Origin of the sequence: Pseudomonas thermotolerans DSM 14292 (assembly GCF_000364625.1) — a bacterium.
In the GTDB taxonomy this organism is placed as follows: domain Bacteria; phylum Pseudomonadota; class Gammaproteobacteria; order Pseudomonadales; family Pseudomonadaceae; genus Aquipseudomonas; species Aquipseudomonas thermotolerans.
Genome location: NZ_KB822614.1, coordinates 39,049 through 52,831 on the forward strand (window position 1 = coordinate 39,049; position 13,783 = coordinate 52,831).

A 13,783-nucleotide genomic window follows, 5' to 3' on the forward strand; every position below is an offset into this window, starting at 1 on the left:
TTCATGGCTAACATCCGTACTCTTTCCTACGACGCGATCATCGTCGGTGGCGGCGGCGCCGGTATGCGCGCCGCGCTGCAGTTGGCTCAGGGTGGTCATAAGACTGCCGTGGTGACCAAGGTCTTCCCGACCCGTTCGCACACCGTTTCCGCCCAGGGCGGCATCACCTGCGCCATCGCTTCGGCCGACCCGAACGACGACTGGCGCTGGCACATGTACGACACCGTCAAGGGTTCCGACTACATCGGTGACCAGGACGCCATCGAATACATGTGCTCGGTAGGCCCGGAAGCCGTGTTCGAGCTGGAGCACATGGGGCTGCCGTTCTCCCGTACCGAAACCGGCCGCATCTACCAGCGCCCGTTCGGCGGCCAGTCCAAGGACTACGGTCGTGGCGGTCAGGCGGCCCGTACCTGTGCTGCGGCCGACCGTACCGGTCACGCCCTGCTGCACACCCTGTACCAGAACAACGTCAAGAACGGCACCTCCTTCCTCAACGAGTGGTATGCCGTTGACCTCGTGAAGAATCAGGATGGCGCCGTGGTCGGCATCATCGCCATCTGCATCGAAACCGGCGAGACCGTCTACATCCGCTCCAAGGCCGTGGTGCTGGCTACCGGCGGTGCCGGTCGCATCTATGCGTCCACCACCAACGCCCTGATCAACACCGGTGACGGCGTGGGCATGGCGCTGCGTGCCGGTGTGCCGGTGCAGGACATCGAGATGTGGCAGTTCCATCCGACCGGCATCGCGGGCGCCGGTGTGCTGGTCACCGAAGGCTGCCGTGGTGAGGGTGGCTACCTGATCAATGCTCACGGCGAGCGCTTCATGGAGCGCTACGCGCCGAACGCCAAGGACCTCGCTAGCCGCGACGTGGTGGCTCGCTCCATGGTCAAGGAAGTGCTGGCCGGCAACGGCTGCGGTCCGAACAAGGACCACGTGATGCTGAAGCTCGACCACCTCGGCGAGGAAGTGCTGCACAGCCGCCTGCCCGGCATCTGCGAGCTGTCCAAAACCTTTGCCCACGTCGACCCGGTGGTCGCGCCGATTCCGGTCATTCCGACTTGCCACTACATGATGGGCGGCATTGCCACCAACATTCATGGCCAGGCCATCACTCAGGACGCCAACGGCAACGACCAGATCGTCGAAGGCCTGTTCGCGGTGGGCGAGGTCGCCTGCGTGTCCGTGCACGGTGCCAACCGCCTGGGCGGCAACTCGCTGCTCGACCTGGTGGTGTTCGGTCGTGCTGCTGGCCTGCACCTGGAACGCGCCCTCAAGGAAGGCATCGAGACCCGCGGTGCCAGCGATTCGGACATCGAGGCCTCCCTCAAGCGCCTGTCCGGCCTGAACGAGCGCACCAGTGGCGAAGACGTCGCACCGCTGCGCAAGGAACTCCAGCAGTGCATGCAGAACTACTTCGGTGTGTTCCGTACCGGCGAATACATGCAGAAGGGCATCAAGCAGCTGGCCGAACTGCGCGAGCGCATCGCCAACGTGAAGATCGCCGACAAGAGCCAGGCGTTCAACACCGCGCGCATCGAAGCGCTGGAGCTGCAGAACCTTCTGGAGGTCGCCGAGGCTACCGCGATTGCTGCCGAGGCCCGCAAGGAGTCCCGTGGTGCGCATGCCCGCGAGGACTACGAAGAGCGCGACGACCAGAACTGGCTGTGCCACACCCTGTACTTCCCGGGTGAGAAGCGTGTCGCCAAGCGTGCCGTCAACTTCGCGCCGAAGACCGTTCCTGCGTTTGAACCCAAAGTTCGTACTTATTAAGGGTGGCCGATATGTCCCTAGCCAAAACTCTCAATGTCAGCGTTTACCGCTACAACCCGGAGAAGGACGCTGCCCCCTACATGCAGGACTTTCAGGTCGATATCGACGGCAAGGACCTGATGGTGCTCGACGTCCTGGCCCTGATCAAGGAACAGGACGTGACCTTCTCCTATCGTCGTTCCTGTCGCGAAGGCGTGTGCGGTTCCGATGGCATGAACATCAGCGGCAAGAACGGCCTGGCTTGCATCACCCCGCTGTCCAGCGTGGTGAAGAACAACACGCTGGTCATCCGCCCGCTGCCCGGTCTGCCGGTCATTCGTGACTTGGTCGTCGATATGAGCATCTTCTACAAACAGTACGAGAAGGTGCAGCCCTACCTGCAGAACGACACTCCGGCTCCGGCCATCGAGCGTCTGCAGTCGCCGGAAGAGCGCGAGAAGCTGGACGGTCTGTACGAGTGCATCCTGTGCGCTTGCTGCTCGACCTCCTGCCCGTCCTTCTGGTGGAACCCGGATAAGTTCCTCGGTCCCGCCGCGCTGTTGCAGGCCTACCGTTTCCTGGCTGACAGCCGCGATACCAAGACCGAGGAGCGTCTGGCCTCGCTGGATGACCCGTTCAGCGTGTTCCGTTGCCGCGGCATCATGAACTGCGTGAACGTCTGCCCGAAAGGCCTGAACCCGACCAAGGCAATCGGTCACATCCGCAACATGCTGCTGCAGAGCGGTACCTGATCGACCGCAAGAGCTGTACCCGCGGCGTCGGCCTAAACCGGCGCCGTGGTTTTAGGCGAACCGCGGCCCACAAAGCGGCGGTTCCAACTTGAAAAACGAAGACCAGCAGGGGCATCCGGGCTGGTACCCGGACTATCTGCGGGATCCGAAGTGGCTTTACCCGAGTCGCTGACCAAGGACTTCTAAAGCTGATGCGGTTTCCACGCCGGTGGTGGCCCCTTATCGAGGGTGACCAAGCATGCAAGAAAGCGTGATGCAGCGCATGTGGAAAAGCGCCCACCTTTCGGGTGGCAACGCTGCATATGTGGAAGAGCTCTACGAGCTCTACCTGCACGATCCGAACGCTGTGCCAGAAGAATGGCGGACCTACTTCCAGAAACTGCCCGCCGACGGCAACGTGGCGAACGATGTTTCCCACTCCACCATCCGCGATCACTTCGTCCTGCTGGCCAAGAACCAGCGTCGTGCCCAGCCCGTCTCCGCCAGTAGCGTCAGCACCGAGCACGAGAAGAAGCAGGTCGAGGTTCTCCGCCTGATCCAGGCGTTCCGCATGCGTGGCCATCAGGCCGCCCAACTCGACCCCCTCGGCCTCTGGCAGCGTCCTGTGCCGGATGATCTGAGCATCCATCACTACGGCCTGACCGACGCAGACCTCGACACCACCTTCCGCACCGGTGAACTCTACATCGGCAAGGAGGAGGCGACTCTGCGGGAAATCCACCAGGCCCTGCAAGAGACATACTGTCGCACCATCGGTGCCGAGTTCACCCACATCGTCGATTCCGAGCAGCGCAAGTGGTTCCAGCAGCGCTTGGAAAGCGTGCGCGGCCGTCCGGCGTTCTCTCCTGAGGTGCAGGTCCACGTCCTCGAGCGCCTGACCGCGGCCGAGGGCCTGGAGAAGTACCTGGGGACCAAGTACCCGGGCACCAAGCGCTTCGGTCTCGAAGGCGGCGAAAGCCTGATCCCGATGCTCGACGAGATCATCCAGCGCAGCGGCTCCTACGGCACCCAGGAGATCGTCATCGGCATGGCCCACCGCGGCCGTCTGAACGTGCTGGTCAACACTTTCGGCAAGAACCCGCGCGACCTGTTCGACGAGTTCGAGGGCAAGAAGGTCGAGGGTCTGTCCTCCGGTGACGTGAAGTATCACCAGGGCTTCTCCTCCAACGTCATGACCCGCGGTGGGGAAGTCCACCTGGCGCTGGCCTTCAACCCGTCCCACCTGGAAATCGTTTCCCCGGTGGTCGAGGGGTCGGTGCGCGCCCGTCAGGACCGCCGCAACGATGCCACCGGCGACAAGGTGGTGCCGATCTCTATCCACGGCGACGCGGCCTTCGCCGGCCAGGGCGTTGTGATGGAAACCTTCCAGATGTCGCAGACCCGCGGCTACCGGACCGGCGGTACCATCCACATCGTGATCAACAACCAGGTCGGCTTCACCACCAGCAACCCGCAGGACTCGCGTTCCACCGAGTACTGCACCGACGTGGCGAAGATGATCCAGGCGCCGATCTTCCACGTGAACGGCGACGACCCGGAAGCCGTGCTGTTCGTCACCCAGCTGGCCGTCGACTACCGCATGCAGTTCAAGCGTGACGTGGTGATCGACCTGGTCTGCTACCGCCGTCGCGGCCACAACGAGGCCGACGAGCCGAGCGGCACCCAGCCGCTGATGTATCAGAAGATCGCCAAGCAGCGCACCACCCGCGAGCTGTACGCCGACCTGCTGATCCAGCGCGGCACCCTGAGCCAGGCGGACGTCGAGGCCAAGGTCAACGAGTACCGCGACGCTCTGGACAACGGCCTGCACGTGGTGAAGAGCCTGGTCAAGGAGCCGAACAAGGCGCTGTTCGTCGACTGGCGTCCCTACCTGGGGCACACCTGGACCGCGCGCCACGATACCCGCTTCGACCTGAAGACTCTGCAGGATCTGGCCGGCAAGCTGTTGGAAATCCCGGAAGGCTTCGTGCTGCAGCGCCAGGTCGCCAAGGTGATGGAAGACCGCGCCAAGATGACCGCCGGCGGCATGCCGATCAACTGGGGCTATGCCGAGAACCTGGCCTACGCGACCCTGCTGTTCGAAGGCCACCCGGTGCGCATGACCGGCCAGGACATCGGCCGCGGCACCTTCTCGCATCGCCATGCCCAGCTGCACAACCAGAAGGACGGCAGTACCTACATTCCGCTGAAGAACCTGTTCCCGGGGCAGCCGAAGTTCGAGCTGTACGACTCCTTCCTCTCCGAAGAAGCCGTGTTGGCCTTCGAATACGGCTACGCGACCACCACTCCGAACGCGCTGGTGATCTGGGAAGCCCAGTTCGGCGACTTCGCCAACGGCGCTCAAGTGGTGATCGACCAGTTCATCTCCAGCGGTGAGCACAAGTGGGGGCGTCTGTGCGGCCTGACCATGCTGCTGCCGCACGGCTATGAAGGGCAGGGCCCGGAACACAGCTCGGCCCGTCTGGAGCGCTATCTGCAGCTGTGCGCCGAGCACAACATGCAGGTTTGCGTGCCGACCACCCCGGCGCAGGTCTACCACATGCTGCGTCGCCAGGTGATCCGCCCGCTGCGCAAACCTCTGGTGGTGCTGTCGCCGAAGTCGCTGCTGCGCCACCCGCTGGCCGTGTCGACCCTGGAGGATCTGGCCGAGGGTTCGTTCCAGACCGTCATCGGCGAGATCGATCCGGTCGATCCGAAGAAGGTCGAGCGTCTGATCCTGTGCAGCGGCAAGGTCTACTACGACCTGCTGGCCAAGCGCCGTGCCGAGGGGCGCGACGACGTCGCCATCGTGCGCATCGAGCAGCTCTATCCGTTCCCGGAAGAGGACCTCGCCGAAGCGCTGGCGCCGTACAAGAACCTCAAGCACATCGTCTGGTGTCAGGAAGAGCCGATGAACCAGGGCGCCTGGTACTGCAGCCAGCACCACATGCGGCGTGTCGCCACCGCGCACAAGAAGGATCTGCTCCTGCAGTACGCCGGTCGCGAGGCTTCGGCGGCGCCGGCTTGCGGTTACCCCTCGATGCACGCGGAGCAGCAGGAAAAACTCCTGCAGGACGCCTTTACTGTTTAACGCCTTCACTTGGGGGAGGGCAGGTGCCGTCCCCCGGTCAGAACCGAATTTAAGGAACCCACATAATGGCTATCGAGATCAAAGCCCCGACCTTCCCCGAATCGGTTGCCGACGGCACCGTTGCCACTTGGCACAAGAAGCCGGGCGACGCAGTCAAGCGCGACGAACTGATCGTCGACATCGAAACTGACAAGGTGGTGATGGAGGTTCTCGCTGAGGCCGACGGCGTGCTCGCCGAGATCATCAAGAACGAAGGCGATACCGTGCTCAGCGGCGAACTGCTGGGCCGTCTGAACGAAGGCGCGGTCGCCGCCGCTGCTCCGGCTGCCGCCCCGGCCGCTGCTGCCGCTCCGGCTGCCCCGGCGGCGGCTCCCGCGGCCGCGGCTGAAGACGCCATCCTCTCGCCGGCCGCCCGCAAGTTGGCCGAGGAGAGCGGTATCGACCCGAACAGCATCGCCGGCACTGGCAAGGGTGGCCGGGTGACCAAGGAAGACGTGCTGGCTGCCATCGAAGCCAAGAAGGCCGCCCCGGCCCCGGCCGCCAAGCCGGTCACCCCGGCTGCCGAGGCTCCGGTGTTCGCCGCCGGCGACCGTGTCGAGAAGCGCGTGCCGATGACCCGTCTGCGCGCCAAGATCGCCGAGCGCCTGGTGGAGGCCCAGTCCTCCATGGCCATGCTGACCACCTTCAACGAGGTCAACATGAAGCCGATCATGGACTTGCGCGCCAAGTACAAGGATCTCTTCGAGAAGACCCACAACGGCGTGCGCCTGGGCTTCATGTCCTTCTTCGTCAAGGCCGCGGTGGAAGCGCTGAAGCGTCAGCCGGGGGTGAACGCCTCGATCGATGGCAACGACATCGTCTACCACGGCTACCAGGATATCGGTGTGGCCGTGTCCAGCGACCGTGGCCTGGTGGTGCCGGTACTGCGCAACGCCGAGCTCATGAGCCTGGCCGAGATCGAAGCAGGCATCGCCAACTTCGGCAAGAAGGCCCGTGAAGGCAAGCTGACCATTGAGGACATGACCGGCGGTACCTTCACCATCTCCAATGGCGGCGTGTTCGGTTCGCTGCTTTCCACCCCGATCGTCAACCCGCCGCAGACCGCCATCCTAGGCATGCACAAAATCCAGGAGCGCCCGATGGCCGTGAACGGCCAGGTGGTGATCCTGCCGATGATGTATCTGGCGCTGTCCTACGACCACCGCCTGATCGATGGTAAGGAAGCCGTGACCTTCCTGGTTACCATGAAAGACCTGCTGGAAGATCCGGCTCGTCTGCTGCTGGATATCTAAGAAGCTTCGCTTCCATCCGGCGTTTCTCCACGGCGGCCCCCACGAGGGGCCGTCCGCTCCATTCGAGAAGGAATCAGTTATGACCCAGAAATTCGACGTGGTAGTCATCGGTGCCGGCCCAGGCGGCTATGTGGCCGCGATCAAGGCTGCCCAACTCGGCCTGAAGACCGCCTGTATCGAGAAGTACCAGGGCAAGGATGGCAAGGTCGCCCTGGGTGGTACCTGTCTGAACGTGGGCTGCATCCCCTCCAAGGCGTTGCTGGACAGCTCCTACAAGTACCACGAGGCCATCGAGGGCTTCAAAGTCCACGGCATCGAAGCCAAGGGCGTGAGCATCGACGTGCCGGCGATGATCGCCCGCAAGGCGCAGATCGTTAAGAACCTGACCGGCGGCATCGGCGCGCTGTTCAAGGCCAACGGCGTGACCCTGGTGGAAGGCCACGGCAAGCTGCTGGCCAACAAGCAGGTGGAAGTCACCGGCCTGGATGGCAAGACCCAGATCCTTGAGGCCGAGAACGTGATCATCGCCTCCGGCTCCAAGCCGGTGGAAATCCCGCCGGCTCCGGTTGACCAGGACGTGATCGTCGACTCCACCGGTGCCCTGGAATTCCAGAGCGTTCCGAAGAAGCTGGGCGTCATCGGCGCCGGCGTGATCGGCCTGGAGCTGGGTTCCGTGTGGGCCCGCCTGGGTGCCGAGGTGACCGTCATCGAGGCCCTGGACAAGTTCCTGCCGGCCGCCGACGAGCAGATCGCCAAGGAAGCCTTGAAGATCCTCAGCAAGCAGGGGCTGGACATCCGCCTGGGAGCCCGCGTCACCGCCACCGAGGTGAAGAAAAAGCAGGTCACCGTCACCTTCAGCGACGCCAACGGCGAGCAGAAGATGACCTTCGACAAGCTGATCGTCGCTGTCGGTCGTCGTCCGGTGACCACCGACCTGCTGGCTGCAGACAGCGGTGTTACCCTCGACGAGCGCGGCTACATCTACGTCGATGACTACTGCGCCACTAGCGTGCCGGGCGTCTACGCCATCGGTGACGTGGTGCGCGGCGCCATGCTGGCCCACAAGGCCTCGGAAGAGGGCGTGATGGTTGCCGAGCGCATCGCCGGCCACAAGGCCCAGATGAACTACGACCTGATCCCGGCGGTCATCTACACCCACCCGGAAATCGCCTGGGTCGGCAAGACCGAGCAGCAGCTCAAGGCCGAAGGTGTCGAGATCAACGTCGGTACCTTCCCGTTCGCAGCCAGCGGCCGTGCCATGGCAGCCAACGACACCAGTGGCTTCGTCAAGGTCATCGCCGATGCCAAGACCGACCGCGTGCTGGGCGTCCATGTGATCGGCCCGAGCGCTGCCGAACTGGTCCAGCAGGGCGCCATCGCCATGGAATTCGGTACCAGTGCCGAAGACCTCGGCATGATGGTGTTCTCGCACCCGACGCTGTCCGAAGCGCTGCATGAAGCAGCACTGGCTGTGAATGGCCAGGCCATCCACATTGCCAACCGCAAGAAGCGCTAAAAGAAGCCGCCGTGGCGCGGCGCCGACGGCGGGCCCTGTGGCCCGCCCGTGACTACCGTCCACGAGCGACTCGACATAAAGAAGAAAACCACGGCGGGGTGCCCGTCGTGGGCCGGTTGGCCCACCGCGGAAAGTCCGCCGGACTGCGCTCAGCAGTCACAGGTGGCGCGGCATTCCCAATGCAGCGTCGAAATGCGCAATACCTAAACGAAGACGGTAGACAAGCATGAATCTCCACGAGTATCAGGGTAAGCAGCTGTTCGCTGAATACGGCCTGCCCGTATCCAAGGGCTTTGCCGTGGACACCCCGGAAGAAGCAGCGGAAGCCTGCGACAAGATCGGCGGCAGCGAATGGGTCGTGAAGGCCCAGGTCCACGCCGGTGGCCGCGGCAAGGCGGGCGGCGTGAAGCTGGTCAAGAGCCGGGAAGAGGCCAAGGCCTTTGCCGCCAACTGGCTGGGCAAGCGCCTGGTGACCTACCAGACCGACGCCAACGGCCAGCCGGTCAGCAAGATCCTGGTGGAGGCCTGCACCGACATCGACAAGGAGCTGTACCTCGGCGCCGTGGTCGACCGCTCCAGCCGTCGCATCGTGTTCATGGCATCCACCGAGGGCGGCGTGGAGATCGAGAAGGTCGCTCACGAAACCCCCGAGAAGATTCTCAAGGCCACCATCGACCCGCTGGTCGGCGCCCAGCCGTTCCAGGGCCGCGAGCTGGCCTTCAAGCTGGGCCTGAAGGGCGACCAGGTGAAGCAGTTCGTGCACATCTTCACCGGCCTGGCCAAGCTGTTCCAGGACTATGACCTGGCGCTGCTCGAGATCAACCCGCTGGTGATCAAGAAGGACGGCAACCTGCACTGCCTGGATGCCAAGATCAACATCGACGGCAACGCCCTGTACCGTCAGCCCAAGCTGCGCGCCATGCACGACCCGTCCCAGGACGACCCGCGCGAAGCCCACGCCCAGAAGTGGGAGCTGAACTACGTGGCGCTGGACGGCAACATCGGTTGCATGGTCAACGGTGCCGGCCTGGCCATGGGCACCATGGACATCGTCAACCTGCACGGCGGCAAGCCGGCCAACTTCCTCGACGTGGGCGGCGGCGCTACCAAGGAGCGTGTGACCGAAGCGTTCAAGATCATCCTCTCCGACAGCAACGTTAAGGCCGTTCTGGTGAACATCTTCGGCGGCATCGTCCGCTGCGACATGATCGCCGAAGGCATCATCGGCGCTGTTAAGGAAGTCGGCGTCAAGGTGCCGGTGGTGGTCCGTCTGGAAGGCAACAACGCCGACCTGGGCGCCAAGGTCCTGGCCGAAAGTGGTCTGAACATCATCGCGGCGACCAGCCTGACCGACGCTGCCCAGCAGGTCGTCAAGGCCGCGGAGGGCAAGTAATGAGCATCCTGATCAACAAAGACACCAAGGTCATCTGCCAGGGCTTCACCGGTTCCCAGGGCACCTTCCACAGCGAACAGGCCATCGCCTACGGCACCAAGATGGTTGGCGGCGTGACTCCCGGCAAGGGCGGCACCACCCATCTGGGCCTGCCGGTGTTCGACACCGTCAAGGAAGCCGTCGAAGCCACCGGCGCCGATGCTTCGGTGATCTACGTACCGGCTCCGTTCTGCAAGGATTCCATCCTGGAAGCGGCGTTCGGCGGCATCAAGCTGATCGTCTGCATCACCGAGGGCATCCCGACCCTCGACATGCTAGAAGCCAAGATCAAGTGCGACGAGCTGGGTGTACGCCTGATCGGCCCGAACTGCCCGGGCGTGATCACTCCCGGCGAATGCAAGATCGGCATCATGCCCGGTCACATCCATCTGCCGGGCAAGGTCGGCATCGTGTCGCGTTCCGGCACCCTGACCTACGAAGCCGTGAAGCAGACCACCGACGCTGGCTTCGGCCAGTCCACCTGCGTGGGTATCGGTGGCGACCCGATCCCGGGCTCCAACTTCATCGACATCCTCAAGCTGTTCCAGGAAGACCCGGCTACCGAAGCCATCGTGATGATCGGCGAGATCGGTGGCAGCGCCGAGGAAGAGGCTGCGGCCTTCATCAAGGCCAACGTGACCAAGCCGGTGGTGTCCTACATCGCTGGCGTCACCGCCCCGCCCGGCAAGCGCATGGGCCACGCCGGTGCGATCATCTCCGGTGGCAAGGGGACTGCGGACGAGAAGTTCGCCGCCCTGCAGGACGCCGGCGTGAAGACCGTGCGCTCCCTGGCCGACATCGGCAAGGCGCTGGCCGAAGTTACCGGCTGGCAAGTCAAGAACGCCTGAGGCGGCTTGATGTAAGAAACCACGAAGGCCACCCCCAGGGGTGGCCTTCGTCTTCCTGCGCAACGGTTCGCTGACCACCGACCTGCGGTCGGGCCATTCATGGGCGGGGTAGGGTGGGCTTGCGTTTAGGCGACACAACCTTGCCGTTATCGGACAGACGGACTGCCGTCAGTGTTGCGTGACCTGCGCGTTTGGTTACTCTGCCCGAATTTCGCGTCGAAACCTCAAAAGGGTGGGTACGCGCTTTCAGAGATTCGCTCCACACGAGCGGTCGACGTTTTTCCCCAACCCACAGGGAAATTCCAACCTCAATGTCCTTCTGCAAGCGGTATTCCCCTCTATGACTCGTTTGAAAAGCCTGGACCTGCTGGCTCTGGGGTTCATGACCTTTGCCCTCTTCCTGGGGGCGGGCAACATCATCTTCCCGCCCAGCGCCGGTATGGCCGCGGGCGACAATCTTGGCCAGGCGGCCTTCGGCTTCCTGCTTACCGGCGTCGGCCTGCCTCTGCTCACCGTGGTGGCCTTGGCCCGGGTCGGCGGCGGCATGCCGGCGCTCACCGCGCCGATCGGCAAGGTTGCCGGCATCGTCCTGGCGGTGGCGGTCTACCTGGCCATCGGTCCGCTGTTCGCCACCCCGCGCACCGCCGTGGTGTCCTTCGAGATCGGCATAGTGCCCTTCACTGGCCAGGACCCGCTGGTGATGTTCATCTACACCCTGGTCTATTTCGCCGCGGTGCTGTTTCTGGTGCTCAATCCCGGCCGCCTGCTCGACCGGGTCGGCAAGGTGATCACCCCGGTACTCATCGCCGCGCTTCTGGTGCTCGGTTTCGCCGCGCTGTTCGCCCCGGCCGGCGAGATCGGTGCGGCGGTCGGCGACTACCAGGCCGACCCTCTGACCCAGGGCTTCCTGCAGGGCTATCTGACCATGGATGCGCTAGGTGCGCTGGTGTTCGGCATCGTGATCGCCGCCGCGATTCGTGACCGTGGCGTGACGGAGCCGGGCCTGATCACCCGTTACTCGGTGATCGCCGGGATCATCGCCGCCATTGGCCTGTCGCTGGTCTACCTGTCGCTGTTCTACCTCGGCGCCACCAGCCAGGAGCTGGCCGCCGGGGCGCAGAACGGCGGGCAGATACTCACCATCTACGTACAGCACACCTTCGGTAGCGTCGGCCTGGTGCTGCTGGCCATCGTCATCACCCTGGCCTGCCTGACCACCGGCGTGGGGTTGATGGCGGCCTGCGGCGAGTTCTTCAGCGCGTTGCTGAACGTCTCCTACAAGAGCGTGGTGATCGTCCTGACCCTGTTCAGTATGGCGGTGGCCAACCAGGGCCTGACCCAGCTGATCGCCGTCTCGGTTCCGGTGCTGGTCGGCCTCTATCCGCTAGCCATCGTGCTGGTGGCGCTGAGCCTGGCGGACCGCCTGTGGGTGTCCACGCCGCGGATCTTCGTCCCAGTGATGGCGGTGACCCTAGTGTTCGGTATCGCCGATGGCCTCTCCGCCGCCGGCTTCTCGCAACTGGTGCCGGAAGCCTTCGGTCGTCTGCCGCTGGCCGGCCAGAGCCTCGGCTGGCTGGTGCCGGTGCTGCTGACGCTGGGCGTGGCTGCGATGGTCGATCGCGCCCTGGGTAAGCCCCAGGCTCGTCTGGTCTGAGTCATGGCCTTTTGCCTGGCGGCTGCCTACGTGGTGGCGGCCAGGCCAGCACACCCTGGGCGGGGGTTCCCTGCGCAGGGTGTCGCGTTTTCAGGGGAGGAAAACGTGCCGGTCGAACGGTGGTGACCGCAGCGCTCATACGGCCTTCATAGAGCTGCTGGCTATAATCGCCTGGATCTTTGCAAGGAGTGGGTATGATCGCGTTTGACGAGAATCTTCTGGCAGCGCTGTGGTTCTTGGCCTGGTGGCTCGGCTATACCCGCTACGCGATCTGGAAGGGCCGGGACACCCCCTGTCTGGCCAGCGTCCTGCACCTCTACCGCGAGGACTGGATGCGCCGCCTGATGCTGCGTGACAACCGCATCGCCGACGCCAACGTGATCGGCAACCTGGAGCGTAACGCTTCCTTCTTCGCCTCCAGCACCCTGATCATTCTCGCCGGCATCCTGACCCTGCTGGGCGCCTCGGAGCGTGCGGTGTCGCTGCTCGCCGACCTACCGTTCGTGCAGCCGGCCTCGCGCAGCCTCTCGGAGATCAAGCTGCTCTGTCTGGCGGTGGTGTTCGTCTATGCCTTCTTCACCTTCAGCTGGTGCATGCGCCAGTACAACTTCGCCGCGGTGCTGGTGGGTTCGGCGCCGATGATCGGCGAGCGCCACGTCACCGAGCAGGAACGCCGGGCCTTCGCCGAGCGCGCTGCGCGGGTCATCTCGATGGCTGCCAACCAGTTCAACCTGGGCCTGCGCTCCTACTATTTCGGCATGGCGATCCTCGCCTGGTTCATCAGCCCCTGGCTGTTCATGCTGGCCACCACCGGGGTGGTGCTGGTGCTCTACCGCCGCGAGTTTCATTCCGCGGTACTGGAGGTGATGGTCTATTCGCCTACGACACAGGCCGAGCCGGCTCGCGAGAAAGTCGAGAACTAGCAGCGTCGCCCGGGGATGGCGCGCGGGGCACCCGGTAGTTCTTGGGCTGTAGGAACACCCTGCCGTTTACGGGATAGGGGCGGGGGAGATGGAAAGTACAAGGCCCGCGCTGGCGGGCCTTGTCTTGTCCTTGGAGAGCGGCAGGATCACTCTTTTTGCATGGCCTCCTGGGCGTCCTGAACGGCCTCCCGGGTCGCGTCGGCGGCGTCGGAGGCCTTCTCGCGGATGGCCTGGCCAGTTTCTTCGGCCTTCTGCGAAAGGCTCGAGCCGGCTTCCTGGGCTTTTTCCTGGATGGCTTCGCCAGCCTCACGGGCGGCGTCGCCGGCGGATTCGATGGCTTGCGAGGCGGATTCCTTGGCGGATTCCATCTTCTCTTCCGGGCTCTTCTCGCAGGCGGCGAGGCCCAGGCCGGCAGTCAGAATCAGGGCATAGCTGAGGGATTTGCGCATCTATCACTCTCCGGTGGTAACGATCCAAATGGTGTTCGTTGGAGCGGCACGTCGGAGGGAAGTTCCGAAAAAAGCGTGACCGTGCGGAGCCT

10 protein-coding genes are annotated in these 13,783 nt (G+C 64.0%); 9 read left to right on the forward strand and 1 reads right to left on the reverse strand.

What is annotated here, in order from left to right; genetic code table 11:
* Positions 1–3: 3 nt before the first annotated feature.
* From sdhA to H165_RS0112750, 9 genes are all read left to right on the forward strand, one after another.
* Positions 4–1,776 (forward strand): succinate dehydrogenase flavoprotein subunit, encoded by a 1,773-nt coding sequence (gene sdhA, locus H165_RS0112710; protein WP_017939312.1) that lies wholly within the window; start codon positions 4–6, stop codon positions 1,774–1,776.
* 11 nt (positions 1,777–1,787) lie between these two features.
* A complete protein-coding gene (locus H165_RS0112715; protein ID WP_017939313.1) occupies positions 1,788–2,507 on the forward strand; it encodes a succinate dehydrogenase iron-sulfur subunit in 720 nt (239 codons plus the stop codon).
* 238 nt (positions 2,508–2,745) lie between these two features.
* Positions 2,746–5,577, forward strand: coding sequence for a 2-oxoglutarate dehydrogenase E1 component (locus H165_RS0112720; protein ID WP_026146603.1), 2,832 nt, complete (start codon positions 2,746–2,748; stop codon positions 5,575–5,577).
* Between the two features lie 65 nt (positions 5,578–5,642).
* Entirely contained in the window at positions 5,643–6,869 is a 1,227-nt protein-coding gene (gene odhB / locus H165_RS0112725; protein WP_017939315.1) for a 2-oxoglutarate dehydrogenase complex dihydrolipoyllysine-residue succinyltransferase, read from the forward strand.
* Positions 6,870–6,948: 79 nt separating this feature from the next.
* Positions 6,949–8,385 carry a dihydrolipoyl dehydrogenase gene (gene lpdA, locus H165_RS0112730; protein WP_017939316.1) on the forward strand — a complete coding sequence of 479 codons (1,437 nt, stop codon included), beginning with the start codon at positions 6,949–6,951 and terminating at the stop codon, positions 8,383–8,385.
* 226 nt (positions 8,386–8,611) lie between these two features.
* Positions 8,612–9,778 carry an ADP-forming succinate--CoA ligase subunit beta gene (sucC, locus tag H165_RS0112735; RefSeq protein ID WP_017939317.1) on the forward strand — a complete coding sequence of 389 codons (1,167 nt, stop codon included), beginning with the start codon at positions 8,612–8,614 and terminating at the stop codon, positions 9,776–9,778.
* On the forward strand, positions 9,778–10,665 hold the full coding sequence (sucD, locus tag H165_RS0112740) for a succinate--CoA ligase subunit alpha (RefSeq protein ID WP_017939318.1): 888 nt from the start codon (positions 9,778–9,780) through the stop codon (positions 10,663–10,665). The genes sucC and sucD overlap by 1 nt, the downstream gene beginning before the upstream one ends.
* Positions 10,666–11,005: 340 nt before the next feature.
* Positions 11,006–12,319, forward strand: coding sequence for a branched-chain amino acid transport system II carrier protein (gene brnQ / locus H165_RS0112745; protein WP_026146604.1), 1,314 nt, complete (start codon positions 11,006–11,008; stop codon positions 12,317–12,319).
* A gap of 194 nt (positions 12,320–12,513) precedes the next feature.
* Positions 12,514–13,242 (forward strand): DUF599 domain-containing protein, encoded by a 729-nt coding sequence (locus H165_RS0112750; RefSeq protein ID WP_017939320.1) that lies wholly within the window; start codon positions 12,514–12,516, stop codon positions 13,240–13,242.
* A gap of 146 nt (positions 13,243–13,388) precedes the next feature.
* Here H165_RS0112750 and H165_RS0112755 read toward each other — a convergent pair whose 3' ends face one another.
* Positions 13,389–13,691 carry a hypothetical protein gene (locus H165_RS0112755; protein ID WP_017939321.1) on the reverse strand — a complete coding sequence of 101 codons (303 nt, stop codon included), beginning with the start codon at positions 13,689–13,691 and terminating at the stop codon, positions 13,389–13,391.
* Positions 13,692–13,783: the final 92 nt, after the last annotated feature.

Coding starts and splice junctions, on each gene's coding strand:
- sdhA (WP_017939312.1), top strand. CDS start 4: ATGGCTAACATCCGTACTCTTTCCTACGACGCGATCATCGTCGGTGGC.
- H165_RS0112715 (WP_017939313.1), top strand. CDS start 1,788: ATGTCCCTAGCCAAAACTCTCAATGTCAGCGTTTACCGCTACAACCCG.
- H165_RS0112720 (WP_026146603.1), top strand. CDS start 2,746: ATGCAAGAAAGCGTGATGCAGCGCATGTGGAAAAGCGCCCACCTTTCG.
- odhB (WP_017939315.1), top strand. CDS start 5,643: ATGGCTATCGAGATCAAAGCCCCGACCTTCCCCGAATCGGTTGCCGAC.
- lpdA (WP_017939316.1), top strand. CDS start 6,949: ATGACCCAGAAATTCGACGTGGTAGTCATCGGTGCCGGCCCAGGCGGC.
- sucC (WP_017939317.1), top strand. CDS start 8,612: ATGAATCTCCACGAGTATCAGGGTAAGCAGCTGTTCGCTGAATACGGC.
- sucD (WP_017939318.1), top strand. CDS start 9,778: ATGAGCATCCTGATCAACAAAGACACCAAGGTCATCTGCCAGGGCTTC.
- brnQ (WP_026146604.1), top strand. CDS start 11,006: ATGACTCGTTTGAAAAGCCTGGACCTGCTGGCTCTGGGGTTCATGACC.
- H165_RS0112750 (WP_017939320.1), top strand. CDS start 12,514: ATGATCGCGTTTGACGAGAATCTTCTGGCAGCGCTGTGGTTCTTGGCC.
- H165_RS0112755 (WP_017939321.1), bottom strand. CDS start 13,691: ATGCGCAAATCCCTCAGCTATGCCCTGATTCTGACTGCCGGCCTGGGC.